This is a genomic window from Streptomyces sp. NPDC101219, assembly GCF_044767675.1.
Lineage (GTDB): Bacteria > Actinomycetota > Actinomycetes > Streptomycetales > Streptomycetaceae > Streptomyces.
The window spans coordinates 433,140-459,013 of the sequence record NZ_JBIWOK010000004.1 but is presented as its reverse complement, the minus strand read 5'-3'; the positions used below and the strand labels follow the sequence as shown (position 1 = coordinate 459,013).

Below are 25,874 nucleotides of genomic sequence, written 5' to 3'. Positions count from 1 at the left end.
GCAATGACCGACAAGACCACCGGCACCCACGGTGCCGCCCTGAAGGACACCCCGCCCGCCGGCGACCACCCCCTGGTGGAGCTTCGCGGCGCCGGCAAGTCCTACGGCAACATCCGCGCCCTGCACGGCGTCGACCTCAGCGTCCACCCCGGCAAGGTGACCTGCGTCCTCGGCGACAACGGCGCCGGCAAGTCCACCCTCATCAAGATCATCTCCGGCCTGCACCAGCACACCGAGGGCGAGTTCCTCGTCGACGGCGAGCCGGTGCGCTTCTCCACCCCCCGCGAGGCCCTCGACCGCGGCATCGCCACCGTCTACCAGGACCTCGCGGTCGTCCCGCTGATGCCGGTCTGGCGGAACTTCTTCCTCGGCTCCGAGATGACCAAGGGCCCCTGGCCCGTGCGCCGCCTCGACATCGAGCGGATGAAGAAGACCGCCGACGAGGAACTGCGCAACATGGGCATCGTCCTGGACGACCTGGAGCAGCCCATCGGCACGCTCTCCGGCGGACAGCGGCAGTGCGTCGCCATCGCCCGCGCCGTCTACTTCGGCGCCCGCGTCCTCATCCTGGACGAGCCCACCGCCGCCCTCGGCGTCAAGCAGTCCGGCGTCGTCCTGAAGTACATCGCCATGGCCCGCGACCGCGGCCTCGGCGTCATCTTCATCACCCACAACCCGCACCACGCCTACATGGTGGGCGACCACTTCAACGTGCTGCGCCTGGGCACCCTGGAACTCTCCGCGTCCCGCGGCGAGGTCGGCCTGGAGGAACTCACCAACCACATGGCGGGCGGCGCCGAACTGGCCGCCCTCAAGCACGAGCTGGCGCAGGTCCGCGGCGTCGACACCGAGGAACTGCCCGGGGACGGCGACGCCCCGGCCCCCGCCGCCGCCACACCGGAAGGAAAGTCCTGACATGGCAGTCGCGCTCGACCGCATCAGGGTGGGCTCCGCCCCCGACTCCTGGGGCGTCTGGTTCCCCGACGACCCGCAGCAGGTGCCCTGGCAGCGCTTCCTCGACGAGGTCGCCGAGGCCGGCTACTCCTGGATCGAACTCGGCCCCTACGGCTACCTCCCCACCGACCCCGCCCGCCTCAACGACGAGGTGCAGCGCCGCGGCCTGAAGGTCTCCGCCGGCACCATCTTCTGCGGACTGCACCGCGGGCCGTCCGAGTGGGACGCCACCTGGGAGCAGGTCAGCCGGGTGGCCGCCCTCACCCGCGACATGGGCGCCGAGCACCTCGTCGTCATCCCCTCCTTCTGGCGTGACGACAAGACCGCCGAGATCCTGGAGGCCCCCGAACTCACCACCGAGCAGTGGCGCCACCTGAGCACCGGCATGGAACGCCTGGGCCGCGAGGTCCGCGACACCTACGGCCTCGACATCGTGGTCCACCCGCACGCCGACACCCACATCGACACCGAGGAGCACGTCGAGCGGTTCCTCGACTCGACCGACTCCGACGTGGTCAACCTCTGCCTCGACACCGGGCACTACGCCTACTGCGGCGGCGACAGCGTCAAGCTGATCGAGACCTACGGCGAACGCATCGGCTACCTGCACCTCAAGCAGGTCGACCCGGACATCCTCGCCGACGTCGTCAAGAACGAGATCCCCTTCGGGCCGGCGGTGCAGCGCGGCGTCATGTGCGAACCGCCCGGCGGCGTGCCCGAGCTGGAGCCCGTCCTGGTGGCCGCGCAGAAGCTGGGCGTGGACCTGTTCGCCATCGTCGAGCAGGACATGTACCCCTGCGAACCCGACAAGCCGCTGCCGATCGCGGTCCGCACCCGCAAGTTCCTCCGCTCCTGCGGTGCCTGACGAACCGACAGGAAGGCGGTACGCCATGAACCGGCGCGAACCCCTGGGCATCGCCGTCATCGGGGCCGGCCGGATGGGCGCCGACCACGTGCGCCGCATCGACCGGACCGTCGGCGGTGCCCGGGTCGCCGCCGTGGCCGACGTGGACGCGGCGCGGGCCGAGGCCGTCGCCGCGGACATCGAGGGCTGCACCGTCCACACCGAACCGGCCGCCGCGATGGCCGCCCCCGGCGTCGACGCCGTGCTCATCGCCTCACCCGGCCCCGCCCACGAGGACGCCCTCCTCGCCGCGTTCGCGCACGACCTGCCCGTCCTGTGCGAGAAGCCCCTCACCCCCGACGCGGCCTCCGCCCTGCGCGTCATGAAGGCTGAACAGGCCCTCGGCCACCGCCGGGTCCAGGTCGGCTTCATGCGCCGCTACGACGCGGAGTACGTCCGCCTGAAGGCCCTCCTGGACAGCGGACAGCTCGGCCGCCCCCTGATGCTGCACAACCGGCACCGCAACGTGGCCAGTCCGCCCTACTTCACAAGTTCCCTGCTCATCACCGACTCCGTGGCCCACGAGGTCGACGCCACCCGCTGGCTCCTCGGCCACGAGATCCGGGCCGTGACCGTGCTGCGGCCCGCCGCGTCGGCCGGCGCCCCTCAGGGACTGCGCGACCCGCAGTTCGTCGTCCTGGAGACCGACGGCGGCGCCCTCTCCGACGTGGAGATCTTCGTCAACTGCGGCTTCGGCTACCAGGTCCAGGCCGAGGCGGTCTGCGAACGCGGCACCGCCCGCATCGGCGACGGCCACTCACTGGTGACCAACATGGCCGGCCGCTGGGGCGGCACCATCACCCAGGACTGGAGCGAACGCTTCGCCCAGGCCTACGACGACGAGGTCCGGGCCTGGGTCGACAGCGTGTGGAGCGGCGAGGTCACCGGCCCCAGCGCCTGGGACGGCTACGCGGCGGCAGCCGTGTGCGAGGCCGGGGTGCGCGCCCTGGAGGGCGGCGGCCGGGTCGAGGTCGACCTGGTGGACCGGCCGGCCCTGTACCGGTGACTCACGACGTGTGGGACGGCTCCCTCCGGGGAAGCCGTCCCACACGTCGTCGCCGTCCGGCTGTTCAGTGCCCGGTCGCGGTGCGCGGCCGGACGGGCAGACCGGCGGCGCGGTAGCAGGCGTCGACAAGCGTCATCGTCGCCACCGCGTCGTCCGCGTCCAGCGGCAGCCGGTCGCCCCGGCGCACCGCCCCGGCGAACGCCGCCAGTTGGTACGCGTACGACGAACGCGTTCCCAGGTGCTCCGTCCGGGACTCCCCGCCGGTGCGGACCACGACCCGGTCGTCCAGGTGCGGCAGGACGAAGTTCGCCGCCCGCGCCTCGCCCCGGGTGCCGACGACCCGCAGGCTCATCTCCAGCCCGCCGTACGCCATGTGACAGCGGACCGTGCCGGTGGCGCCGCCGGGGTACTCCAGATCGGCGTCCAGCCACTCGTCCACGCCCGGCGCGCCCGCCCGTTCACCGGCCCGGGCCGACACCAGGAGGGGAGCGCCGCCCGCCCACGGGGCGAGCCCGCGCAGCGCGTGCAGGCCGTAGCAGCCCAGGTCCATCAGGGCGCCCCCGGCCAGCGACAGCGACCAGCGCGGGTCACCGGCGTCCGGCGCGGGGATCGCCACCAGGGCCTCCGCGTGGCGCAGCGTGCCGAGGGCGCCGGATGCCAGCAGCTCGTGCAGGCGCCGGGTGACCGGGTGGAAGAGGTAGTGGAACCCCTCCATGAACACCGTCCCCGCCCGCGCGGCCGCCTCCCGCACCTCCCGCGCCTCCGCGGCGTTGCTCGCCGACGGCTTCTCCGTCAGCACGTGCTTGCCGGCGGCGAGCGCGGCCAGGTTGTACGGGCCGTGCAGGCCGTTGGCGAGGGGGTTGTAGACCACCTCGACCTCCGGGTCGGCCAGCAGCTCCGCGTAGGAGCCGAGCACCCGTTCCACGCCGTGCGCGGCGGCGAACGCCTCCGCGCGGCCGCGGTCGCGGGCGGCCACCGCCACGAGACGGTGGCCGCCCGCCCGGGCCGGGCCGGCCAGGGCGCGCTCGGTGATCCGCGCCGCTCCCAGCACGCCGACGCGCAGGGGCTGCGACGCCTGCTCGCCGGCGGGCCCCGGTGCGCTCATGCCCGGCGCACCTCCTCCAGGGTGACGGGCCGGTGCTCGTGCAGCGACAGCGTGCACGCCTCGGCGATCCAGCCGGCCTCCAGCGCGTCCTCGATGGTGCACGGCGAGGTCCGGGAGCCGGCCACCACCTCGGTGAACGCGGTCAGTTCGGCCCGGTAGGCGGCGGTGAAGCGGTCCATGAAGAAGTCGTGCGGGGTGCCGGAAGGGAAGGTGACGCCCGGCTCCACCGACCGCAGCGGCAGCTTGTCCTCCAGGCCGACCGCGATGGAGTCCTCGAAGCCGTGGATCTCCATGCGCACGTCGTAACCCCGGGCGTTGTGGCGGCTGTTGGAGACGACCGCGAGGGTGCCGTCGTCCAGGGTGAGGATCGCGCCGGTGGTGTCGGCGTCGCCCGCCTCCTGGATGTAGTCGGCGCCCCGGTTGGCACCGGCCGCGTAGACCTCGGTCACCTCCCGGCCGGTCACCCAGCGGATGATGTCGAAGTCGTGCACGGAGCAGTCGCGGAAGATGCCGCCGGAGGCGGCGATGTACGCGGCCGGCGGCGGCGCCGGGTCCAGCGTCGTCGACCGCACCGTGTGCAGCCGGCCCAGCTCCCCGCCGCGCACGGCCTCCCGGGCGGCGACGAACCCGGCGTCGAAGCGGCGGTTGTAGCCGATCTGCACCGGCACGTCGCTGCCCGCGGCCTGTTCGAGGACCTTCACGCCCTCGGCCATGGTGCGGGCCACCGGCTTCTCGCAGAAGACCGGGACGCCGGCCTCCACACAGGCGAGGATCAGCCCCGGGTGGGCGTCGGTCGCGGCGGCCACCACCACGCCGTCCACCCCGGCCGCGAGCACGGCCTCCGGGGAGTCGGCGACCTGGGCGCCGAAGCGCTCGGCGGCGGCCTTCGCCGCGTCCGCGTAGGGGTCGGAGACGACGAGCGAGTCGACCGTGTCGAGTGCGGAGAGGGTCTCGGCGTGGAAGGCGCCGATCCGGCCGAGGCCGAGGATTCCGATACGCATGGGGACGGTGCTCCTTGGTGCGGGGAAGGCAGGGAAGGCAGGGAAGGCGGGGGAGAGGGGGCGGGGAGGGCGAGCGGGGCGGGGCGCGGTCAGTCGAGGCCGCCGAGGACGTTCTGGTCCCAGTCGATGACGGAACCGGTGACGACCCCGGAGCGGTCGGACAGCAACAGGACCACGAAGTCGGCGATCTCGTCCGGCTGGCCCAGCTTGCCCATCGGCAGCCGCTCCGCGGCCCGGCCCCGCCAGTCGTCCCCGGCCCCGTGGAAGGCACGCTGGGTGGCGTCCTCGCCCTCGGTGGCGGTCCAGCCGATGTTCAGGCCGTTGATCCGGATCCGGTCCCACCGGTGGGCGTGCGCCGCGTTCCGGGTCAGCCCGGCCAGCCCCGCCTTCGCCGCGACGTACGGGGCGAGGAAGGGCTGCCCGCCGTGCGCGGACGAGGTGATGATGTTGACGATCGTGCCCGGTGCCTCGCGCCGCACCATGTCCGCGACCGCGGCCTGCATGGCGAAGAACGGTGCCTTCAGGTTGATCGCGATGTGCTGGTCGAACAGCTCGGGCGTGGTGTCCAGCAGGGTGCCGCGCGAGGTCAGCCCGGCCGAGTTCACCAGGCAGTCGACCCGGCCGAAGGCCGCCACCACCTGCGCGACGGCGTCCTTGGCCTGTTCGGCGTCGGCCAGGTCGGCGCGCACGAACAGTGCCTTGCCGCCCGCCGCGGCGAGCTCGGCCACCAGGGCCTCACCGGGCCCGGGGCGCCGCCCGGTGACGGCCACGACCGCCCCCTCGCGGACGGCGGCCCGTGCGATGGCGGCGCCGACGCCCTGGCTGCCGCCGTTGACGAGGACGACCTTGTCGTCGAGAAGTCCCATGGATGTTCCGGTTCCTTTCAGCTCGCGCGCCGCCGGGCACCGGCCCGCAGCTCGTCCCGCAGGGTGCGCGGGGTCCAGCCTTCGCGCAGCGCCCGCCGTACGACGTCCGCCTGCGAGGGCGGGGCCAGACCCTCGACCGGCGGGTCGTTGTCGAGGTTGGTGGGGAAGGGGTAGCCCTCGGCGCTCGCGGCGATCACGTTCTCCAGCCACTGTTCCCCGGCGCCCTCCTCGCGGCGCCGCAGCAGCACCGGGTAGACCGCGCCGGTCACCGCCTCGCGGTCGACGGACTCCATCGCCCGGCCGAACGCGGACGACACCTGGAGCAGGTTCGCCATGCGGCGGATGTCCGCCGAGTGGTTGGCGCCGGCGGCGTGGAACAGTGCCGGGTTGAAGAACACCGCGTCGCCCTTGGCGAGCGGCAGCTGCACGTGGTGCTCGTCGAAGTACGCCTGGAACGCGGGCAGCCGCCAGGCGAGGTAGCCGGGCTCGAACTTCTGCGAGTGCGGCAGGTAGAGGGTGGGCCCGGACTCCACGGGCATGTCGCAGTGCGCGACCGCGCCCTGGAGGGTGAGCACGGGGGACAGGCGGTGCACGTGCGCCGGGTAGCCGGCGGCGGCCTCGTTCGACAGGAACCCGAGGTGGTAGTCGCGGTGCACGGTCTGCGCGGCGCCGCCCGGGTTGACCACGTTGACCTGCGAGGTGACCTGGTAGCCCGGTCCCAGCCAGGCGCCGGAGACCAGCGCGATCACATCGTTGGCGTAGTAGTCGGCGAACACCTCCGGGTCGTGCAGGGCCGCCTTCTCCAGGGCGTTCCAGACCCGGTCGTTGGCGCCCGGCTTGGCGAAGTGGTCACCGGCGGCGGCGCCCGTGGCGCGCTGCGCCGCGATCAGCGCGTCGAAGACCGCGGTGGCCCGGTCGACGACCCCGGGGTCGGTGAAGGCGCCGCGGATCACCACGATGCCGGGGCCGTCGGCGAGCGCGCGGACCAGCTCGGCCTGCACCGTGCGGCGGTCCGCGAGGGCCAGCCGGGCGGCGTCGTAGAGCAGCACGTTCCGCTCGGTGCCCGAGGCGTGCGGATAGGCGGCGGCGTCGGTGGTCTGCTCGACCAGCGCGCGGAAGGCGTCCAGCTCGCAGTCCCGCTCGGAGAGCCACGAGGCGGGTGCGGGGGTGTCCGGGGCCGGGGTGGAAGCGGTGGAGACGGACATCTTCGTCCCTTCGGGTCACGGGGCGACTCGGTTCTGCCATTCTTGTCAGTACAAAGCCTTCGAACAACCAGCAGCGAGCCATCAAAAACCCCTCAGCGGCCTGGAGGAGCGGACGCATGGGCCACCCCTTCCCGATCCGGGAAATCGCACGTCAGGCAGGTTTGAGCGAGGCCACCGTCGACCGGGTCCTCAACGGCCGCGGCGGCGTGCGGGAGAGCACCGCGCAGGAGGTGCACCGGGCGATAGCCGACCTGGACCGCCAGCGCACCCAGGTCCGGCTCGTCGGACGGACCTTCATGCTGGACATCGTCATGCAGTCGCCGGAGCGGTTCTCCACCGCCGTGCGCGCCGCCCTGGAGGCCGAACTGCCCTCCCTGCACCCGGCCGTGGTCCGCTCCCGGTTCCACTTCCGGGAGACCGGCCCGGTCACGGAACTGGTCGCCGTGCTCGACCGGATCGGCCGGCGCGGCTCGCAGGGCGTGATCCTCAAGGCCCCCGACGTCCCCGAGATCACCGCCGCCGTGGGCCGGCTGGCGGCGGCCGGCGTCCCGGTGGTGACCCTGGTGACCGACCTCCCGGCGAGCGCCCGGGTCGGGTACGTCGGCAGCGACAACCGCGCCGCCGGCGCCACCGCCGCCTACCTGATGGGACAGTGGCTCGGCGACCGCCCCGGCAACGTCCTCACCAGCCTCAGCAGCGGTTTCTTCCGCAACGAGGAGGAGCGCGAGATGGGCTTCCGCAGCGCCATGCGCGCTCGGTGGCCCGGACGCACCCTCGTCGAGATAGCCGAGGGCCAGGGCCTCGACGCCACCCAGTACGACCTCGTCCGCGCCGCCCTGGACCGCGACCCGGAGATCCGTGCGGTCTACTCGATCGGCGGCGGCAACATCGCCACCCTGCGCGCCTTCGAGGACGCAGGACGGGAGTGCGCGGTGTTCGTCGCGCACGACCTCGACCAGGACAACACCCGGCTGCTGCGCGAGCACCGGCTGTCCGCCGTCCTCCACCACGACCTGCGCCAGGACCTCCGCGAGGCCTGCCACATCGTGATGCGCGCGCACGGCGCGCTGCCGCCCGCCGGCCCCACCCTGCCGTCCGCGATCCAGGTGGTCACGCCCTACAACATGCCGCCCGGCGCCCTCACCTGACGGCGCGACGCCGCCGCCCCGGGTCGGGCCAGGGGGACCGGACCGGGCCAGGGGGACCGGACCGGGTGAACGCGCGGCGGCCCGGGCGTGTACGCCGGGCCCGCGCGACGGCGCTGCCTACCGTCGGGCGCATGAAGAATCCGAACCCGGAGGGCGACCCCGAGCGGCTGCTGACCCTCGCCGACGGCGTGTTCGCCATCGCCATCACCCTGCTCGTGCTGGACCTCTCCGTACCGCAGGGCCTCAGCGAGGGCGACTACCACCAGGCGCTGCGCGACCAGCTGCCCAACCTGGGCGCCTACGCGATCAGTCTGCTGGTGCTGGCCGGCTTCTGGCGCGACCACCGGACGATGTTCCGCACGGTCCGGCAGGTGGACGCCCAGGTGATCTCGCTGACCGTGCTCGGACTGGGCCTCGCCGCCCTCCTGCCGTTCCCCACCGCGCTGATCTCGGAGTACGGCGACGAGACCGTCTCGGTCGTCGTCTACTCCGCGGTGGTCGCCGCCCTCGGCCTCGTCCACCTGGCCCTCGCCACCGTCCTGTCCCGGCGCCCCTGGCTGCGCGGCGACGCGGGCCCGGTGCGCGACGAGCGGATCTCCGCCATCGACCTGGGCGCCACGGTGACGGTGTTCCTGGTGACCATCCCGCTGGCCCTGCTGATCGGGGCCGCCGCGATGTGGTGGTGGCTGGTGCTCGTCCCGGTCAAGGTCTGGACCGGCAGCAGGGAGGGCGCGACCGGGTGACGCCGGGGCCGGGGACACCGTCCGGCTCGCGCCTGCTGTCTGGCCTGCGCCTGCTGTCTGGCCTGCGCCCGCTGTCCGGCCCGCGCCCGCTGTCCGGCCCGCGCCCGCTGTCCGGCCTGCGCCTGCCGTCTAGCGCTGTCCGGCCCGCGGGCGGCGCCCCCGGCGCGGGGCCGCCCTACACGGTGACCGGTACCCACGCCCCCTGCTCGGCCGAGCGGGCCATCGCGTCCAGGACGCTCGCGCTGTGCACGGCGTCCGCCAGGGTGGCGCCGTGCGGCACGCCCTCGGCGACGGAGCGCAGGAAGCGGTACGCCTCGATCACCTTGAGATCGTCGTAGCCCATGGCGTTCGCCGCGCCCGGCTGGAACGCGGCGAACTCGCCGTCGCCTGGGCCCACATGGACGGTGCTGACCGGCTGGTCCTGGTAGGAGGTGCCGCGGCTGACGCCCAGCTCGTTCATCCGGCGGAAGTCCCAGAACACGGCGCCCCGGGTGCCGTGCACCTCGAAGCCGTAGTTGTTCTGTTCGCCGACGGAGACCCGGCAGGCCTCCAGGACGCCCCGGGCACCGGAGGCGAAGCGCAGCAGGCAGCTGACGTAGTCCTCGTTCTCCACCGGCCCCAGCTCACCGCCCGCGGCCCGGGAGTGACCGGCCGTCGCCCCCGTCGGGCGGGCACGCTCCGGCACGAAGACGGCCGTGTCCGCCGTGAGGGAGGCGATGTCCCCGAGCAGGAAGCGGGCCAGGTCGGCACCGTGCGAGGCCAGGTCACCCAGTACCCCGCTGCCGCCCCGCTCCCGCTCGTAACGCCAGGTCAGAGCGCCCTCGGGATGGGCGGCGTAGTCGCTGAACAGCCGGATGCGGGCATGCGTGACCGTGCCGATGCCGCCGGAGGCGATCAGCTCACGGGCGGCCTCCACGGCCGGCGCGTTGCGGTAGTTGAAGCCGACCGCGCCCTGCACGCCCGCCTTCGCGACCGCGTCGGCCACCGCCCGGGCGTCCGCGGAGCTGAGGCCGACGGGCTTCTCGATCCAGAGGTGCTTGCCGGCCTCCGCCATCGCGACGCCGATCTCCCGGTGCAGGAAGTTGGGCGCCGTGATGCTGACGGCCCGCACCCGCGGGTCGGCGGCCACCTCACGCCAGTCGCGGGTCGCCGACGCGAACCCGAACCGTTCGGCGGCCTCCTCGGCGCGGCCCGGCACCTCTTCCGCGACGGCCACCAGTTCCGGGCGCAGGCCGAGCTGCGGATAGTGGTGCGCCACGCGCGCGTACGCCTGGGTGTGCACCCGTCCCATCCAGCCGAATCCGACGACGGCGACGCCGAGCGCATCCACCATGAGAGCCTCTTCTTTGGACCGATCCAGAACGTGTCCCGGTCACCCTGAATCCCACGTCACGGCAGTGTCAAGGCATTGACGGCCGCCGGTTGTGTATGGAACGGTCCAATTCATGAGGTCCCCTTCATGAGACCACCGACGATCCGCGACGTGGCCGAACGGGCCGGGGTGTCCAAGTCCCTGGTGTCCCTGGTGCTGCGCGGTTCCGGACCGGTGCGGCCGGAGAAGCGGGACGCCGTCCTGCGGGCCGCCCGCGAACTCGGCTACCGGCCCAACACCGCTGCCCGCCACCTCGGCGAGCGCCGGGCCCGTCCCCCCGCGCCCGCCCCGGCGGACAGCGGCGCCCCCCTGGTCGGCGTCCTCCTCAACGACCTGCGCAATCCCTGGTTCGTCGACCTGCTGGAAGGGCTCGACTCCCTCCTCCACGCGAGCGGACTGCGGATGCTGCTCGCCGACGCCCGCCTCAACCGCCGCACCGGGCAGGACCAGGCGGGCCCGTTCCTGGACCTGGGCGTCGACGGCCTCGTCGTGGTGGGCACCCTGCCGGACCCGGCGGCGCTGGAGACGGTCGCCGAGCGGATCCCGGTGGTGCTGGCGGGCGCCCGGGAGGCGGTGCCGCCCGGCGTGGACGTCGTGGCCGGCGACGACGAGCGCGGCACCCGGCTGGTCACCGAGCACCTCATCGGCCTCGGCCACCGGCGCATCGCGCACCTCGCGGGATACGGCGCCGTGGGCGCCCTGCGCCGGTCCAGCTTCGAGGAGACGATGCGCGACCACGGCCTCACCGGCGAGGCCCGCGTCGAACCCGGCGACATGACCGAGGAGGGCGGCTACCGCGCCACCGTCCGCCTGCTCAGCCGCCCCGACCGTCCCACCGCGATCCTCGCCGTCAACGACATCACCGGCGTGGGAGCCCTGTCGGCGGCCGAGGAACTGGGCCTGCGCGTCCCCCACGACGTGTCCGTGACCGGCTACGACAACACCGGCATCTCCCGGCTGCGCCACCTGTGGCTGACCACCGTCGACAACGCGAGCCACGAGGTGGGCCGCCGCGCCGCCCGCTGCCTCCTCGACCGGCTGGAACACCCGGGCGGGCCCGGTGAGCTGCGGCTCGCGGCACCCGCCCTGGAGATCCGGGGAACCAGCGGCCCACCGGGCTGACCCGGCGGACCCGGCGGGATCACTCCGGAAGCGTGAGGGCGTACACCTTGCGCAGCGTCTCGTGCACCGTCCACGTCGTCCGGTCGCCCTCGCGCAGGACGGCCATGTCACCCGGCCCGACACGCAGCGTCGGCCCGCCCTCCACCTCCACGGTCGCCGACCCGCTGACGACGACGAACATCTCGTCCGCCTCCGTGTCGGTGACGACGCCCGGGGTGATCTGCCATATCCCGCGCACCCGCCGCCCGTCCGGCGACTCCCACACCACCTTGCCGGTCACCTCGGGCGTCCCGGACACGATCTGCTCCGGGTCGAGCGGCTCGGGCACGAGATCGGCATCGGCGACACGGAGGGCGAAGCTGCTGTCGTTCATGCGCCGACCGTAGTCGCGGCCCCGGTGCCGGGAGGAGCGACAGTATGTCCGTCTTCCGGCCCGTCCCCCGACACTCCGTCGCGGGACGGACGCACCCCGCGCATGGGGTAGGGTTGACCTGCGTGATCACGCGGTTCACCGCGCGAAGCGCATCGGGACGTGGCGCAGCTTGGTAGCGCACTTGACTGGGGGTCAAGGGGTCGCAGGTTCAAATCCTGTCGTCCCGACGGTGAAGTACAAGATCAGGGCCCTGTTCGACAGGGCCCTTGATCATTTTCAGGGCCGCCGTCTCACAAAATCTCACGAACGCTGTTGATCAAGGTTAGCCGAGCAGTCCGGCCAGCTTCTCCGAACCCGCCTTCAACGAGTGCGGGTCGGGGTGCACGTAGGTCCGCATCGTGAACCCGAGGTCCGAGTGCCCTGCCCACGCGGAGACCACCGTGTCCGGCACCCCGTTGTTCGCCATCCACGACAGGCAGGCGCACGGCGGGCGTACCATGCCCGCGCTCTGGGGACCGGCGCCCGAGCCGCCCAGGCCGGACTTCTCTATGAACAGGCTGCGTGAGCGGATCGCGGACAGCTGGACGCAGTACCACTCTGCCGAATTCGACACGGTGATGAAGGCGCTGCCGGACCTGATCTCGGATGCGCGCTCCGCCACCGTATCGGGCAGCGACGACACGCGCAGGGCCGGTTTCGCGGCTCTGGGGAAAGCACTTCAACTCGCCGGGCACGTAGCCGTGCGGATGACGCCTTGGCACTCGCCAAGGGGATGCGGCTGAGTAAGGACACGCCTCCGTCGTGGCGTACGTGGCTGCTGCTGGATGTGGCCCGAGCGCACACGGACACCGGGGATGCGGCCGGAGCGGTGAAGACCCTGGAGTCCCTGCGCCGTGTGGCGCCGACGTGGATGCAGCACCACACCTTGGCCGTGGCGATCGTGCGCGACGTGTGGGCGCTCCCCAATCACCCTCCGGGCCTGCGGTCGTTGGCGGAGTTCCTGGGGGTCTGCGAATAGCGTGGTGAAAGTGGGACGTTGCGCCCCTGTCAGCGTTCCAGGCATGTCGCTTACTGAGCGGACAGCGCCCCGGCGGCCGTGCGACCGGCCTCGGGGCTTGGCCGATCTGAAGGAAGCAGACCGACATGCCGCAACCTGCAACCCGGGCCCGCCGGACCGGGCCCCCCGGGTACAGCGAGACCCTGCCGAGGCAACCCGAGAGCGCAGCCACCGCGCGGCGCCTGCTTCGTACCGCCTGTGCCGTCTGGGGGCTGGACGCATTGGCCGAGGACGGGGCGCTGATCGTTTCCGAGCTGGTGGCCAACGCTGTGCGGCACGCTCGGCGGGAGTGCATCCGGGTCGCCATTGACCGCCCCGGCGCCGAGCGGGTACGTGTCGGCGTTGCGGAGCTCGCTCGGGCGCGGCCGGTGGAGCGCGAAGCGCACGACAACGAAGAGGGCGGGCGCGGTCTGCGCCTTGTGCCGGCGCTGGCCGCCGACTGGGGCACGGACGAGCGCCGCTGGGGCAAGATCGTGTGGGCGGATCTGGAGGGGCGCGGGTGACCCCGGGAGAGACCCCCGGCCGCAGCGCGGCGCGCGCCCAACTGTCGCAGTTGATCGAGCTGTTCGGCATGGACGGATGCCTGCGGATCAGTACGGCCCCGCTGAACCGGGGCCGCCCGCCGTCGGTGGAGAGGCCGAGGACGACGAGCAGAACTGACCGCCCCAAGGCGGGGCGAAGCCCCGGCCGGTGAACTCCACCGAGCCGGGGCTTCGTAGTCTCACGGCCGTCTCACACAGGTCTCACGAACTGCACGGACTGACCTGGAATTTGTGGCGCTGACCTGGCCGTTTCCGCTCGCCCTGGATCTCACGGACCCCGCTGGAGCGTGTTTCGTCCACTGGGCGTCCAGGGGTCGCAGGTTCTCATCCTGTCGTCCCGACTCGTCGGAGTCGTGGCCGAGGGCCGGTTTCGAACCCCCGAAACCGGCCCTCCGGCATGTCCGGGACCGGCGGGGGCCGATGATCAGGTCATGGACATCGCACCCTTACCGCGCTCCCGTGTCGCCCCTGTCGCGGCGATTCTCCTGGCGGGCGCACTCATGGGCGCCGTCGGCCCCGTCGCGAGCACCTTCGACAGCGCGGTCTGCCGGACCGTGGGCGTCGTCTTCTCGGTCGGCTGGTCGTGGGCGTGCTTCGCCTTCCTGGCCGGCTTCTCACGCCGGTCACGCATCGAGGCGTCGCTGCTGGCGTCCTCGGCACTGGCCGTGGGCGTGGCCGTGTACTACACGGCCAAGTTCCTGAACCCCGTCGTCCCGGCCGGCGGACAGGTCGTCTCCGGCGCGGGTGACGGTCTCCTCTCCCGGGCCCTGTTCTGGGGCACGGCGGCCTTCGTGCTCGGTGGGCCCGTCGGGCTCCTCGGGAGTCTCGCGCGCAGGCCCGGCCTGGGCGGGCTCGGGCTCCGCCTGACCGTCCCGTTGATCGCCTTCACCGAGGCCTCCCTGCGGCCCGCAGCGGGGGTGGACGACGCGCAGGACGGGATCGTCGGGACGGTCTGCGCCTCGGTCCGCGCGCTCTCGGCCGTGGCCGTCGTGCTGCTCGTGGGTCATGCCGTGCGAGCGTGGCGGCACGGCCGGGGCACCAGTCGGCCTGCCCCGGCGGAGCGGCGCGCCGTTCGCCGCGGGGCCGAGTGAGGCCGCCGGCCGCCCCACCCGTCAGCCGGACACCGCGTCGACCAGCGCGGCCAGGGCCGACGCCAGGGTGGGCAGGCCCGGGCCCGCGGGGCCGCCCGGTTCCGTCATGTAGGTGTCGCGGCGGATCTCGACCATCAGGGCCGACACCTCCGGCCGCTTCCCGAAGAACTCCAGCGGCACGTATGTCCCGGCGAACGGGCTGTCCAGGCCCGTCTCCCCGCACGGGGCGAATGCCTCACGGGCCGCGGCGAGCAGGGCGGGCGGGGTGTGGAAGGGGTCGGTGCCCAGGCAGACCGGCGGCCGCGGGCCGTCGCCGTGCAGTTCGTAGGGGAGCGGTGCGCTGGGGTAGGAGTGCACGTCGATGACGACGGCGCGGCCGGTCGCGGCGAGGCGGTCCGCGACAGCGTCCGTCATAGCCCGCGCGTAGGGGTGGAAGTACCGCTCGATCAGCGGGGCCGGGTCGAAGCCGTCGGGGCGGAGGGCCTCGCGGTGCGTGGTCCGGGTGTACACGGCGCCCATGCCGACGGCGAGCATCTCCTCCCGGTCGTCCGGGAACCGCTCGGGGTCGACCACCAGCCGGGACAGCCCGTTCACGAACCGCCACGGCCTCCGCCCGGCGAGGCCGGCCGCCGCCTCGGCCAGCGCGGCCGTGTGGGCGTCGGTGATGTGGTCCAGCTCCCGCTCCAGGCCGGCGTCGTCCAGCACGATCCCGGCGCGCACGTCGGCCGGTATCTCCCGCGAGGAGTGCGGCACATGGAGGATCACGGGGGAGTCCGCGTCGCCGGGGAGGAACGCGAACGGCGGCGGGACGTCGGCGGTCATGGGGCTGCTCCAGGGGGCGTCGTCGGCTCTGCACGGCACGACCACGGTGCCACACGCCACCGACAACGCCCCCGTCGCGGACCGCCGCCGCAGTGCCTACGGCAGCAACTCCCGCACCAGCGCGCCGACCTGCTCGGTCTCCAGCAGGAAACCGTCGTGCCCGTACGGCGACTCCAGCAGCCTCAGGCGGTCGGCACCGGGTATGTGCGCCGCCAGCTCGGCCTGCTGGGCCGGCGGGTAGAGGCGGTCGGAGTCGAGGCCCGCGACCAGCGTGCGCGCGGTCACCCGGCCCAGGGCGGCGCGGACGCCGCCCCGGCCGCGGCCCACGTCGTGGCCGTTCATCGCCTCCGTCAGCACCGCGTAGCTCCCCGCGTCGAACCGGCGGACCAGCTTGGCGGCGTGGTGGTCGAGATACGACTCGACCTGGTAGCGGCCGCCCTTCCGGGGGTCCTCCGTGCCCTGCGGCTCCCGGCCGAACCGGGCGGCCAGCTCGGGCTCGCTGCGGTAGGTGACGTGCGCGATGCGGCGGGCGAGCCCCAGCCCGGCGTGCGGGCCGCGGCCGGGACCGGCGTCGTGGTAGTCGCCGCCACGCCAGTGCGGGTCGTTGCGGATGGCGTGCAACTGGAGCGAGGCCCAGGCGATCTGCTCGGCACTCGCCGCCGCCGACGTGGCGAGCAGCAGCAGTGACTCCACCCGCTCCGGGTACGAGGCCGCCCACTCCACGGCCCGCATGCCGCCCATGGAACCGCCGACCACCAACGCCCACCGGTCGATGCCGAGGGCGTCGGCGAGCCGGGCCTCGGCATCGACCTGGTCTCGGACCGTCAGGTACGGGAACGCCCCGCCCCAGCGGCGGCGGCCGCCGGGACGCAGCGAGGCCGGCCCGGTGCTGCCCTGGCAGCCGCCGAGGACGTTCGGGACGACGACGAACCAGCGGTCGGTGTCGAGGGCCCGCCCGGGTCCGATCAGGCCGTCCCACCAGCCCGCCGTGGGATGGCCGGGCTCGGCGGGTCCCGCCGCGTGGCTGTCGCCGGTGAGCGCGTGCAGCACCAGCACGGCGTTGGAGCCGTCCGGGGCCGGCCGGCCCCACGTCTCGAACGCCAGCCGCACGCCGGGCAGTTCACCGCCGGCCTCCAGCGGCAGCGCCTCGTCCTGCGCATGCCACTGGCGCCGGCCGGGCGGGTCCCCCTCCTGCCAGGCCCCGGTGGCCGGTGGCGGGAGGGGGACCTGGGTCCCGGAGGGGAGGAGGGTGTTCAGGAGGCCTCCTTGGCCGCGCGGAACCCGGCCTCCAGGTCGGCCTTGAGGTCGGCGAGGTTCTCGATGCCGACCGACAGCCGCACCAGGCCGGGCTTCGTCCCGGTCGCCTCCAGCTGCTCCTCGTCGAGCTGGCTGTGGGTGGTGGACGCCGGGTGGATGATCAGGCTGCGCACGTCGCCGATGTTGGCGAGGTGGCTGAACAGCTCCACCCCGTCGACGAACCGCTTGCCCGCCTCGACGCCGTCCCGCAGCTCGAAGGAGACGATGGCGCCCGCACCGTTCGGAAGGTACTTCTGCGCCGCCTCGTACCAGGGGCTGGACGGCAGGCCCGGATAGTGGACGACGGAGACCTCGTCGCGCTGCTCAAGCCACTGAGCGAGCGCCAGCGCGTTGGACGAGTGCCGCTCCAGGCGCAGGCTCAGCGTCTCCACGCCCTGGAGCAGCAGGAACGCCGAGTGCGGGGCGATCGCGGGCCCGAGGTCGCGCAGCAGCTGCACCCGCAGCTTCACGGCGAACGCGCCCGGCCCGAGCGCGGGCCAGTACCGCAGGCCGTGGTAGCTGGGGTCGGGCTCTGTGAAGTCCGGGAAGCGCTCGGCGTGCGCGCCGAAGTCGAAGGTGCCGCCGTCCACGACGACGCCGCCGATGGTGGTGCCGTGCCCGCCGAGGAACTTGGTCGCCGAGTGCACCACGACGTCCGCGCCGTGCTCCAGCGGCCGCAGCAGGTAGGGGGTGGGCACCGTGTTGTCCGCGATCAGCGGCACACCGGCGGCGTGCGCCACGTCGGCGACGGCGCGCACGTCGAGGACGTTGCCCCGGGGGTTGCCCAGCGTCTCGGCAAACAGCGCCTTGGTGTTCGGCCGGATCGCGGCCCGCCAGGCCTCGGTGTCCTCGGGGTTCTCCACGAAGGAGACCTCGATGCCGAACTTCGGCAGGGTGTGCCGGAACAGGTTGTAGGTGCCGCCGTAGAGGGAGGCGGACGAGACGATGTGGTCGCCGGTGCCGGCGAGGGTCAGGAGCGCCAGCGTCTGGGCGGCCTGCCCGGAGGCCAGCGCCACCGCCGCCACCCCGCCCTCCAGGGCGGCGACGCGCTGCTCGAAGACGTCCTGGGTGGGGTTGTGGATGCGGGTGTAGATGTTGCCCGGCTCGGCCAGCGAGAACAGGTCGGCCGCGTGCTGGGTGTCCCGGAAGGCGAACGAGGACGTCTGGTAGATCGGTGTGGCCCGGGCGCCGGTCGTGGGATCGGGTTCCGCACCCGAGTGGACCTGCTTGGTCTCGAAGGACCAGGCCGGGGTGGCGGGGGCGGTCGCCTCGGGGGTGTGACCGGTGCCGACGGGTTCGGTGGACTGGCTCATGGTGCTCCTCCTGCGAAGTGGCCACGCGTGGCCTCGGGGGTCCGCGGACGTTCCAACGGTGCGGAGGCGCACCGGGTGTTCCCCGGGCCGGGTGCCGGGGGACGACGTGCCGACGCGGCTGTCGGCTTCCGGTGCGACATGCCGGTGGAGTGACACGTGTCTGGCTGGGTTGCCAGCAGGTCACGAGCCCGATGATAGGCAGGAGCGCAGCGAAAATGAGACGCCATCTCACTAGGTGAGCGGTCTCTTCATGAGCTGTTCACGGACCCGGCGCGCCCGGCCTCCGGACGGCCCGTCCCGCTGTCCGGGGCGGCTGGTGCCCGGTGTCCGGGGTGGCTCGCGCCCGGTCTCCCGGGTGGCCCGTGCCTGGTGTCCGTGGCGGCCCGTGTGCGGGGTGACCCGGGGCCCGTGCCCGCTGTCCGCGGCGGCTCGCGGCTCGCGGCTCGCGGCTTGCGGTCCTCGGCCCGTGCCCGGACACGGCTCCGCCCCGGCCGGAAGCCCGGCCGGGGCGGAGTGCGCGGGGCTCGCGGGGAGCCGGCCGCGTCAGCTGCTCAGGGAGGCCAGCACCTCGTTCCAGGTGGCGGACGGCCGCATCACCGCGGCGGCCTTGACCGGGTCGGGCTGGTAGTAGCCGCCGATGTCGGCCGGCTTGCCCTGGACGGCGATCAGCTCGTCGACGATCTTCTGCTCGTTCGCCGCGAGCGTCTCGGCGACCGGCGCGAACGCCTTCGCCAGGTCGGCGTCGTCGGTCTGCGCGGCCAGCTCCTGCGCCCAGTACAGGGACAGGTAGAAGTGGCTGCCGCGGTTGTCGATGCCGCCGACGCGACGGGTCGGGGACTTGTCCTCGTTGAGGAAGGTCGCCGTGGCGCGGTCGAGGGTGTCGGCGAGGACCTTGGCCCGGGTGTTGCCGGTGGTCGTGGCGTACTGCTCCAGCGACGGCACCAGCGCGAAGAACTCACCGAGGGAGTCCCAGCGCAGGTAGTTCTCCTTGACCAGCTGCTGCACGTGCTTCGGGGCGGAGCCGCCCGCGCCGGTCTCGAACAGGCCGCCGCCCGCCATCAGCGGGACGATCGACAGCATCTTGGCGCTGGTGCCCAGCTCCAGGATCGGGAACAGGTCGGTCAGGTAGTCGCGCAGCACGTTGCCGGTGACGGAGATGGTGTTCTCGCCGCGGCGGATGCGCTCCACCGACAGCTTCGTCGCCTCGACGGGGGGCAGGATGCGGAGGTCCAGGCCCTCGGTGTCGTGCTCGGTCAGGTACTGCTCGACCTTGGCGATCAGGTTGGCGTCGTGCGCGCGGTCCTCGTCCAGCCAGAACACCGCCGGGTCACCGGTGGCGCGGGCGCGGGTCACGGCCAGCTTCACCCAGTCGCGGATCGGGGCGTCCTTGGTCTGGCAGGCACGGAAGATGTCACCGGTGGAGACGGCCTGCTCCAGGACCACGTTGCCGGCCCGGTCGACGAGGCGGACGGTGCCCGTGGTGGGGATCTCGAACGTCTTGTCGTGGCTGCCGTACTCCTCGGCCTTCTGCGCCATCAGACCCACGTTGGGCACGGAACCCATCGTGGACGGGTCGAAGGCGCCGTTGGCGCGGCAGTCGTCGATCACGACCTGGTAGACGCCCGAGTAGCTGGAGTCCGGCAGGACCGCCAGCGTGTCGGCCTCCTGGCCGTCGGGGCCCCACATGTGGCCGGAGGTGCGGATCATGGCCGGCATGGAGGCGTCCACGATCACGTCGGAGGGGACGTGCAGGTTGGTGATGCCCTTGTCGGAGTCGACCATGGCCAGGTCCGGGCCCTCGGCGAGCTCGGCGTCGAAGGACGCCTTGATCTCGGCGCCCTCCGGCAGGGCGTCCAGGCCCTTGTAGATGCCGCCGAGGCCGTCGTTCGGGCTGAGGCCCGCGGCGGCCAGCTTCTCGCCGTACTGCGCGAACGTCTTCGGGAAGAAGGCGCGCACCACGTGGCCGAAGACGATCGGGTCGGAGACCTTCATCATCGTGGCCTTCAGGTGCACGGAGAACAGCACACCCTCCTGCTTGGCGCGGGCGACCTGCGCGGTCAGGAACTCGCGCAGCGCGGCGACGCGCATCACGGAGGCGTCCACGACCTCGTCCTTCAGGACGGGCACGGACTCGCGCAGCACGGTGGTCGTGCCGTCGTCACCGACCAGTTCGATGCGCAGGGCGCCGTCCTCGGCGATGACGGCCGACTTCTCGGTGGAGCGGAAGTCGTTCTCACCCATGGTCGCCACATTGGTCTTGGAGTCGGAGCTCCAGGCGCCCATGCGGTGCGGGTGCGACTTGGCGTAGTTCTTCACCGAGGCCGGGGCGCGACGGTCGGAGTTGCCCTCGCGCAGCACCGGGTTCACGGCCGAACCCTTGATCTTGTCGTAACGGGCGCGGATCTCGCGCTCCTCGTCCGTCTTCGGGTCGTCCGGGTAGTCCGGCAGCGCGTAGCCCTGGCCCTGCAGCTCGGCGATCGCGGCCTTGAGCTGCGGGATCGACGCCGAGATGTTGGGCAGCTTGATGATGTTGGCGGCGGGCGTCCTGGCCAGCTCACCGAGCTCGGCCAGGGCGTCCGGGATGCGCTGGTCCTCGGTCAGGTACTCCGGGAAGACGGCGATGATGCGGCCGGCCAACGAGATGTCGCGCGTCTCCACGGCGACACCCGCCTGAGAGGCGTACGCCCGGACCACCGGCAGGAAGGAATACGTCGCGAGGGCCGGGGCCTCGTCAGTGTGCGTATAGATGATGGTCGAGTCAGTCACCGGGTGCTCCGCTCCACGTCTGCAACATTGCTCGACATCAAGATATCTTGTGAGCGCCCAGGACTCGACAGGGGTCCGCGCCGCGTCCCGGGCGACCGCCCGCCACGCGGCGTGGCCGACGTGGCGGGGACCGTCCGGGCGGGGCCTCAGACCGGCCTGGTCAGCGTCATGTCGTCGGGGGCGTGCTCCGGCTCGCGCTGCTGCGGGATCATGACCGTGCCCTGCTGGATCGCCACGGTCCGCGCCGGGGACGGGATGCGGATGCCCTCCTCGCGGTAGCGCCGGTGCAGGCGCTTGATGAACTCGTGCTTGATCCGGTACTGGTCGCTGAACTCGCCGACGCCCAGGATGATCGTGAAGCCGATCCGTGAGTCGCCGAAGGTGTGGAAGCGCACCGCCGGGTCGTGCTCGGGCACCGCGCCGGTGATCTCGGTCATCACCTCGGCGACGACCTCCTTGGTCACCCGCTCGACGTGTTCGAGGTCGCTGTCGTAGGACACCCCGGCCTGCACCAGGATGGTCAGCTTCTGCTCGGGCCGCATGTAGTTGGTCATGTTCGTCTTCGCGAGCTGACCGTTCGGGATGACCACCAGGTTGTTGGACAGCTCCCGCACGGTCGTCTGCCGCCAGTTGATGTCCTCCACGTAGCCCTCCTCACCGCTGCTCAGCCGGATGTAGTCGCCGGGCTGCACGGTTTTGGAGGCGAGGATGTGGATGCCCGCGAACAGGTTGGCGAGCGTGTCCTGCAGGGCGAGGGCGACCGCCAGACCGCCGACGCCGAGGGCGGTGAGCAGGGGCGCGATCGAGATGCCCAGGGTCTGCAGGGCCACCAGGAAGCCGATCGCCAGGACCAGGATCCGGGTGATGTTCATGAAGATCGTGGCCGACCCGGCGACCCCGGAGCGGGACTGGGTGACCGACCGCACCAGCCCGGCCACCACGCGGGCGGCCGACACCGTCGCGGCGAAGATCACCAGCAGGGTCAGCACCTGGTTGACGCTGTGCTGCACGGTGCGGGTCAGCGGCAGGGCCGCCGCCGCGGAGGCGGCGCCGCCCGCGATGGCCGCCCACGGCGCGATCATGTGCAGCGCGTCCACGAGGACGTCGTCCCCGCGCCAGGTGGTGCGCTCCGCGAGCCGCGCCAGCCGGCGCAGCAGCAGCCGCAGCAGGAAGGCCGCCAGCAGACCGCCCGCCAGGGCGATGCCCGCGTACAGCAGGTCGTCGACGGTGAGGGCGCGGGTCACCGCACCGCTCCGGCGAACGCGTGGGCCGACGGCGGTATATGAAGATGTGTCACGTTGTTCACCTGTTCGGGATTCCGGGAGGTCCCGGAGAGTCCGGTGGGGAGTGGCGGTGTGCGGGACGGCTGGCCCGCGACCGGCACGATCGCTCATCCTGCCGTATCCGCAAGGGGAGTTCGCACCGAACCCGGCGCGATCGAGCCGCCCCGGCCGGACCACCCGGTCGGCCCGTCCGGCCGGACCGCCCGCCCGGCCCGTCCGGCCGGACCGCCCGCCCGGCCCCTCCGGTCGGACCGCCCGGCCGGCCCCTCCGGTCGGACTGCCCAGCCGCCCCGCCCGGGACCGCCCGCCCTGGACCGCCCGGTCGGGACCGCCTCGGCCGGGAGCGCCCGGCCGGCCCCTCCGGTCGGACTGCCCAGCCGCCCCGCCCGCCCGGGACCGCCCGCCCGGGACCGCCCCAGCCGGTGCCACCCGGCCGGGACCACCCCGTGCGGCTCAGATCACCTTCGACCGCACCAGCACGCCGAGCGTCAACGCGCCCGGCAGCAGCGGCAGCCACACGGTGATCACCCGGAAGGTCAGCACCACCGCCGTTGCCACCGCGGCGGGCCCGCCCACCGCCACCAGGGCCACCACGAGCGCCGCCTCCACCGACCCCAGTCCGCCCGGCGTGGGGACCAGCGCGACCGCGACCGTCGCCGCCAGATACGCCAGCGCCAGGTGCGCGACCGGCACGTCCAGCGCCAGCGCCCGCGCCACCAGCACCAGCGCCGCCGTCTGCAGTGCGGGGAAGGCCAGCGCCCCGCCCCACAGCGCCAGCGCCCGGGCGGGCCGGGTGTGCACCGACCGGGCCTCGCCCAGCGCCGTCCGCAGGAACGACGACGCGGCCGTCCGCAGCCGCCGTACGCACACCAGCGCGCCCGCCGCGAGCACCAGCACCCCGGCGCCCGCCCACAGCAGCGGGCCGAACGCCCCGTCGGGCAGCAGCTCGCCGAGGCGCAGTGCGCCGGGGCAGGCGAGCAGCAGGACGCCGAGCAGGGCCACCCGGCCGGCCGACTCGGCCAGCAGGTACAGCGCGAGGGCGGCCGAGGAGCGGGCCGCGGACAGCCCGCACACCGTCATGAACCGCAGGTTGACCGCGCTCGCCCCCAGCCCGGTCGGCAGCAGGTGGTTCGCCGCGCCGGCCGCGAACTGGGTGGCCACCAGCCGCCGTCCGGGCAGCCGTTCGAGCACGGCGCCCTGCCGGGTGCAGGCGGCGGCCGGCCAGGTCAGACAGGTCGCCCCGACGGCCGCCAGCAGCCACGGCCAGCGGGCCTGGCCCAGATGGGCGAACCCCTCGGCGAGGACGGACCGGTGCCGCACCGCGACCACGGTCACGAGCAGCAGCGGCAGCACACACAGCACCCGGCGGATCGTCCGTGTCACGTCCCGGGAGCCTGACCGCCGCACACCAACGGGGGGTTGCGGCGGGCCGGACGGCGGCTGACGGGCGGGGAGCTGCTGGGAGAGCGTCATACGGACCTTCGCTTCACGCGGGGAGGCGGCGCCGGCCGGAGCGGGCGGAGCACGGCGACGCGGGGGAGGGGGACGGGAGCGGCGAGTCGGCGGAGAAGGAGGGATCGCGGGGGAGGGGGACGGGAGCGGCGAGCGGCGGAGAAGGGGGGATCGCGGGGGAGGGGGACGGGAGCGACGAGCGGCGGAGCGGGGGAGAGGGACCGCGGGGGAGGGGGAGCGGGACGGGGAGGTTCGTGCGCGGCGGGGGAACCGGCGGACGGGGCGGCGGCGGACGGGCGTTGACCTCAATGATGCTTGAGGTCCTACGGTGCCTTCCATGAGCATGGAGACAACGGCCTGGACACAGTTGCACAGCGTCATGACCGCCCAGGAGGAACGGCGCCCCTTCGCCCGGGTGACGCTGCGGCGCATCGGCGCGTTCGCCCGCCCGCACCGCCGCCGCATGACCCTCTTCGTCCTGCTGGGCACGGCCACGGCGCTGCTGGCCGTGGCGACCCCGGTCCTGGCGGGCCGGGTCGTGGACACCATCGTGTCCGGCGGCGACGAGAGCACCGTCGTCCGGCTGGCCCTGCTGATCGCGCTGATCGCGCTGGCCGAGGCGGCCCTCGGCATCCTCGGCCGGCGGCTGTCGGCGACGCTGGGCGAGGGCCTCATCCTCGACCTGCGCACCGCCGTCTTCGACCATGTGCAGCGGATGCCGGTGGCGTTCTTCACACGCACGCGTACGGGTGCCCTCGTCTCCCGTCTCAACAACGACGTCATCGGCGCCCAACGGGCCTTCAGCAACACCCTGTCCACCGTGGTCGGCAACGTCGTCACCCTGGTGCTGGCGCTCGCGGTGATGCTCACCCTGTCCTGGCAGATCACGCTGCTCGCTCTGGTGCTGCTGCCGGTGTTCGTGGTCCCGGCCCGCCGGATGGGCAGCCGGATGGCCCGGATGCAGCGCGAGGCCGCCGCGCTCAACGCGGCCATGGGCACCCGGATGACGGAGCGCTTCTCCGCCCCCGGAGCCACCCTGGTCAAGCTCTTCGGACGCCCGGAGGAGGAGTCGGCCCAGTTCGCCGAACGGGCCCGCCGGGTACGGGACATCGGCGTGCGCACCGCCACCGCCCAGACGGTGTTCATCACCGCCCTCACCCTCGTCTCCGCCCTCGCCCTGGCCCTGGTCTACGGCCTCGGCGGCTGGTTCGCGCTGCGCGGCGCCCTGGAGCCCGGGGCGGTCGTCGCCCTGGCACTGCTGCTGACCCGGCTGTACGCGCCGCTGACCTCACTGGCCGGGGCGCGGGTCGAGGTGATGAGCGCGCTGGTCAGCTTCGAGCGCGTCTTCGAGGTGCTGGACCTGAGCCCGCTCATCGAGGAGAAGCCCACGGCGCGTGAGGTGCCCGACGGTCCGGTGTCCGTCGAGTTCGACGACGTCCGGTTCGGCTACCCGTCCGCCGACAAGGTCTCCCTGGCCTCCCTGGAAGAGGTCGCCGCCCTGGACACGCGCGGGGGCGCCGAGGTGCTGCACGGCGTCTCCTTCCGCGCGGAGCCCGGCCGGACCGTCGCCCTCGTCGGCTCCTCCGGCGCGGGCAAGTCCACCGTCGCGCAGCTGCTGCCCCGCCTGTACGACGCCGACGCGGGCGCCGTCCGCGTCGGCGGGGTCGACGTCCGGGACCTGACCGCGGCCTCGCTGCGCGCCACCGTCGGCATGGTCACCCAGGACGGCCACCTCTTCCACGACACGGTGCGCGCCAACCTGCTGCTCGCCCGGCCCGGCGCGTCCGAGACCGACCTCTTCGACGCCCTGCGCCGGGCCCGCCTGGAGGACCTGGTCCGGTCCCTGCCCGACGGCCTGGACACGGTCGTCGGGGAACGCGGCTACCGCCTGTCCGGCGGGGAACGCCAGCGCATGACGATCGCCCGGCTGCTGCTGGCCCGCCAGCGCGTCGTCGTGCTCGACGAGGCCACCGCCCACCTGGACAACACCTCCGAGGCGGCCGTCCAGGAGGCGCTCACCGAGGCCCTGGCCGACCGGACGGCGATCGTGATCGCGCACCGGCTGTCCACCGTCCGGGCGGCCGACCTGATCCTGGTGCTGGAGGCCGGCCGGATCGTGGAGCGCGGCACGCACGACGAGCTGCTGGAGGCGGGCGGACGGTACGCGGAGCTGTACCGCACTCAGTTCGCCGCCCGTTCCGAGGATTCCGCCGGGGGCCGTGCGGAGGAGGACGCCCCCGCGGTGGTGTGAGGCCCGGGCGTCACACCACCCGCGCTCCCTGTGAGGCCCGGGCGCCGCACCCTCCGCGGTCCCCACGACGACGGCGCCGCCCCCCCCCCCCCCCCCGGGGGGGGGGGGGGGCCCGGGGCCCCCCCCGGCGGGCCACCCCACGAGGGGCCCCCCCGGGGGGTCCAAAACCCCGGGTGGCAGCCCAGGCCCCCCCGCCCCCACC

General features: G+C 73.4%; 22 protein-coding genes, 1 tRNA gene and 1 pseudogene. 11 read left to right on the top strand and 13 right to left on the bottom strand.

Going from position 1 to position 25,874, the window contains the following annotated elements; genetic code table 11:
- Positions 1-3: 3 nt before the first annotated feature.
- From ACIRPP_RS10710 to ACIRPP_RS10700, 3 genes are read left to right on the top strand one after another with little or no spacing between them, the layout of a single operon-like run.
- Positions 4-915, top strand: coding sequence for an ATP-binding cassette domain-containing protein (locus tag ACIRPP_RS10710; protein ID WP_403639946.1), 912 nt, complete (start codon positions 4-6; stop codon positions 913-915).
- 1 nt (position 916) lies between these two features.
- Positions 917-1,819 (top strand): sugar phosphate isomerase/epimerase, encoded by a 903-nt coding sequence (locus ACIRPP_RS10705; protein ID WP_164337364.1) that lies wholly within the window; start codon positions 917-919, stop codon positions 1,817-1,819.
- 25 nt (positions 1,820-1,844) lie between these two features.
- On the top strand, positions 1,845-2,864 hold the full coding sequence (locus ACIRPP_RS10700; protein ID WP_403639943.1) for a Gfo/Idh/MocA family protein: 1,020 nt from the start codon (positions 1,845-1,847) through the stop codon (positions 2,862-2,864).
- Positions 2,865-2,928: 64 nt separating this feature from the next.
- Here ACIRPP_RS10700 and ACIRPP_RS10695 read toward each other — a convergent pair whose 3' ends face one another.
- From ACIRPP_RS10695 to ACIRPP_RS10680, 4 genes are all read right to left on the bottom strand, one after another.
- On the bottom strand, positions 2,929-3,969 hold the full coding sequence (locus tag ACIRPP_RS10695) for a Gfo/Idh/MocA family protein (RefSeq protein WP_403639940.1): 1,041 nt from the start codon (positions 3,967-3,969) through the stop codon (positions 2,929-2,931).
- On the bottom strand, positions 3,966-4,970 hold the full coding sequence (locus ACIRPP_RS10690; protein ID WP_403639937.1) for a Gfo/Idh/MocA family oxidoreductase: 1,005 nt from the start codon (positions 4,968-4,970) through the stop codon (positions 3,966-3,968). The genes ACIRPP_RS10695 and ACIRPP_RS10690 overlap by 4 nt, the downstream gene beginning before the upstream one ends.
- Before the next feature lie 89 nt (positions 4,971-5,059).
- Positions 5,060-5,836 carry an SDR family oxidoreductase gene (locus tag ACIRPP_RS10685; RefSeq protein ID WP_403639936.1) on the bottom strand — a complete coding sequence of 259 codons (777 nt, stop codon included), beginning with the start codon at positions 5,834-5,836 and terminating at the stop codon, positions 5,060-5,062.
- Between the two features lie 17 nt (positions 5,837-5,853).
- Complete coding sequence (locus ACIRPP_RS10680) at positions 5,854-7,041, bottom strand: phytanoyl-CoA dioxygenase family protein (RefSeq protein ID WP_403639933.1); 1,188 nt, start codon at positions 7,039-7,041, stop codon at positions 5,854-5,856.
- A gap of 116 nt (positions 7,042-7,157) precedes the next feature.
- Here ACIRPP_RS10680 and ACIRPP_RS10675 point away from each other — a divergent pair, with 116 nt between their 5' ends.
- Both ACIRPP_RS10675 and ACIRPP_RS10670 read left to right on the top strand, forming a co-directional pair.
- Positions 7,158-8,189 carry a LacI family DNA-binding transcriptional regulator gene (locus ACIRPP_RS10675; protein WP_403639930.1) on the top strand — a complete coding sequence of 344 codons (1,032 nt, stop codon included), beginning with the start codon at positions 7,158-7,160 and terminating at the stop codon, positions 8,187-8,189.
- A gap of 131 nt (positions 8,190-8,320) precedes the next feature.
- Positions 8,321-8,932 (top strand): TMEM175 family protein, encoded by a 612-nt coding sequence (locus tag ACIRPP_RS10670; protein ID WP_239150822.1) that lies wholly within the window; start codon positions 8,321-8,323, stop codon positions 8,930-8,932.
- A 175-nt stretch (positions 8,933-9,107) separates the two neighbouring features.
- Here ACIRPP_RS10670 and ACIRPP_RS10665 read toward each other — a convergent pair whose 3' ends face one another.
- A complete protein-coding gene (locus tag ACIRPP_RS10665; RefSeq protein ID WP_403639927.1) occupies positions 9,108-10,265 on the bottom strand; it encodes a Gfo/Idh/MocA family protein in 1,158 nt (385 codons plus the stop codon).
- Positions 10,266-10,391: 126 nt separating this feature from the next.
- On the opposite strand from ACIRPP_RS10665, the gene ACIRPP_RS10660 reads away from it, so the two are divergent.
- Positions 10,392-11,426, top strand: coding sequence for a LacI family DNA-binding transcriptional regulator (locus tag ACIRPP_RS10660; RefSeq protein ID WP_403639924.1), 1,035 nt, complete (start codon positions 10,392-10,394; stop codon positions 11,424-11,426).
- A 19-nt stretch (positions 11,427-11,445) separates the two neighbouring features.
- Here ACIRPP_RS10660 and ACIRPP_RS10655 read toward each other — a convergent pair whose 3' ends face one another.
- Positions 11,446-11,799, bottom strand: a complete 354-nt coding sequence (locus ACIRPP_RS10655; protein ID WP_164334280.1) for a cupin domain-containing protein — start codon at positions 11,797-11,799, stop codon at positions 11,446-11,448.
- Positions 11,800-11,952: 153 nt separating this feature from the next.
- Between ACIRPP_RS10655 and ACIRPP_RS10650 the strand changes: the two genes are divergently transcribed.
- Positions 11,953-12,026: transfer RNA gene (locus ACIRPP_RS10650), tRNA-Pro, on the top strand.
- Between the two features lie 95 nt (positions 12,027-12,121).
- On the opposite strand, the gene ACIRPP_RS10645 is transcribed toward ACIRPP_RS10650, so the two are convergent.
- Positions 12,122-12,412, bottom strand: coding sequence for a hypothetical protein (locus ACIRPP_RS10645; RefSeq protein ID WP_403640131.1), 291 nt, complete (start codon positions 12,410-12,412; stop codon positions 12,122-12,124).
- Between ACIRPP_RS10645 and ACIRPP_RS10640 the strand changes: the two are divergent.
- The 3 genes and pseudogenes from ACIRPP_RS10640 to ACIRPP_RS10630 form a co-directional block, all read left to right on the top strand.
- Positions 12,297-12,817 (top strand): annotated as a pseudogene (locus tag ACIRPP_RS10640) (transcriptional regulator); the annotation flags it as partial. The gene ACIRPP_RS10645 and the pseudogene ACIRPP_RS10640 sit on opposite strands and share 116 nt — an antisense overlap.
- A gap of 125 nt (positions 12,818-12,942) precedes the next feature.
- Positions 12,943-13,359: an ATP-binding protein gene (locus ACIRPP_RS10635; RefSeq protein WP_403639921.1), complete on the top strand. Its 417-nt coding sequence runs from the start codon at positions 12,943-12,945 to the stop codon at positions 13,357-13,359.
- 470 nt (positions 13,360-13,829) lie between these two features.
- Positions 13,830-14,489: a hypothetical protein gene (locus ACIRPP_RS10630; protein ID WP_403639919.1), complete on the top strand. Its 660-nt coding sequence runs from the start codon at positions 13,830-13,832 to the stop codon at positions 14,487-14,489.
- A 21-nt stretch (positions 14,490-14,510) separates the two neighbouring features.
- Here the strand turns inward: ACIRPP_RS10630 and ACIRPP_RS10625 are convergent, their stop codons facing one another.
- From ACIRPP_RS10625 to ACIRPP_RS10600, 6 genes are all read right to left on the bottom strand, one after another.
- Positions 14,511-15,311, bottom strand: coding sequence for an N-formylglutamate amidohydrolase (locus ACIRPP_RS10625; protein ID WP_403639916.1), 801 nt, complete (start codon positions 15,309-15,311; stop codon positions 14,511-14,513).
- A gap of 96 nt (positions 15,312-15,407) precedes the next feature.
- On the bottom strand, positions 15,408-16,568 hold the full coding sequence (locus tag ACIRPP_RS10620) for a homoserine O-acetyltransferase (protein ID WP_403640113.1): 1,161 nt from the start codon (positions 16,566-16,568) through the stop codon (positions 15,408-15,410).
- Positions 16,565-17,920, bottom strand: coding sequence for a bifunctional o-acetylhomoserine/o-acetylserine sulfhydrylase (locus tag ACIRPP_RS10615; protein WP_403639913.1), 1,356 nt, complete (start codon positions 17,918-17,920; stop codon positions 16,565-16,567). Before ACIRPP_RS10615 ends, ACIRPP_RS10620 begins: the two co-directional genes overlap by 4 nt.
- A 543-nt stretch (positions 17,921-18,463) precedes the next feature.
- The gene (locus ACIRPP_RS10610; protein WP_403639911.1) at positions 18,464-20,686 is read right to left on the bottom strand and encodes an NADP-dependent isocitrate dehydrogenase; all 2,223 of its coding nucleotides are present in this window, start codon (positions 20,684-20,686) and stop codon (positions 18,464-18,466) included.
- Positions 20,687-20,832: 146 nt separating this feature from the next.
- Positions 20,833-21,930, bottom strand: a complete 1,098-nt coding sequence (locus ACIRPP_RS10605; protein ID WP_403639909.1) for a mechanosensitive ion channel family protein — start codon at positions 21,928-21,930, stop codon at positions 20,833-20,835.
- A gap of 492 nt (positions 21,931-22,422) precedes the next feature.
- A complete protein-coding gene (locus ACIRPP_RS10600) occupies positions 22,423-23,322 on the bottom strand; it encodes a YbhN family protein (protein ID WP_403640110.1) in 900 nt (299 codons plus the stop codon).
- Positions 23,323-23,764: 442 nt separating this feature from the next.
- On the opposite strand from ACIRPP_RS10600, the gene ACIRPP_RS10595 reads away from it, so the two are divergent.
- Positions 23,765-25,672 (top strand): ABC transporter ATP-binding protein, encoded by a 1,908-nt coding sequence (locus tag ACIRPP_RS10595; RefSeq protein ID WP_403640107.1) that lies wholly within the window; start codon positions 23,765-23,767, stop codon positions 25,670-25,672.
- The last annotated feature ends 202 nt before the right edge of the window (positions 25,673-25,874 follow it).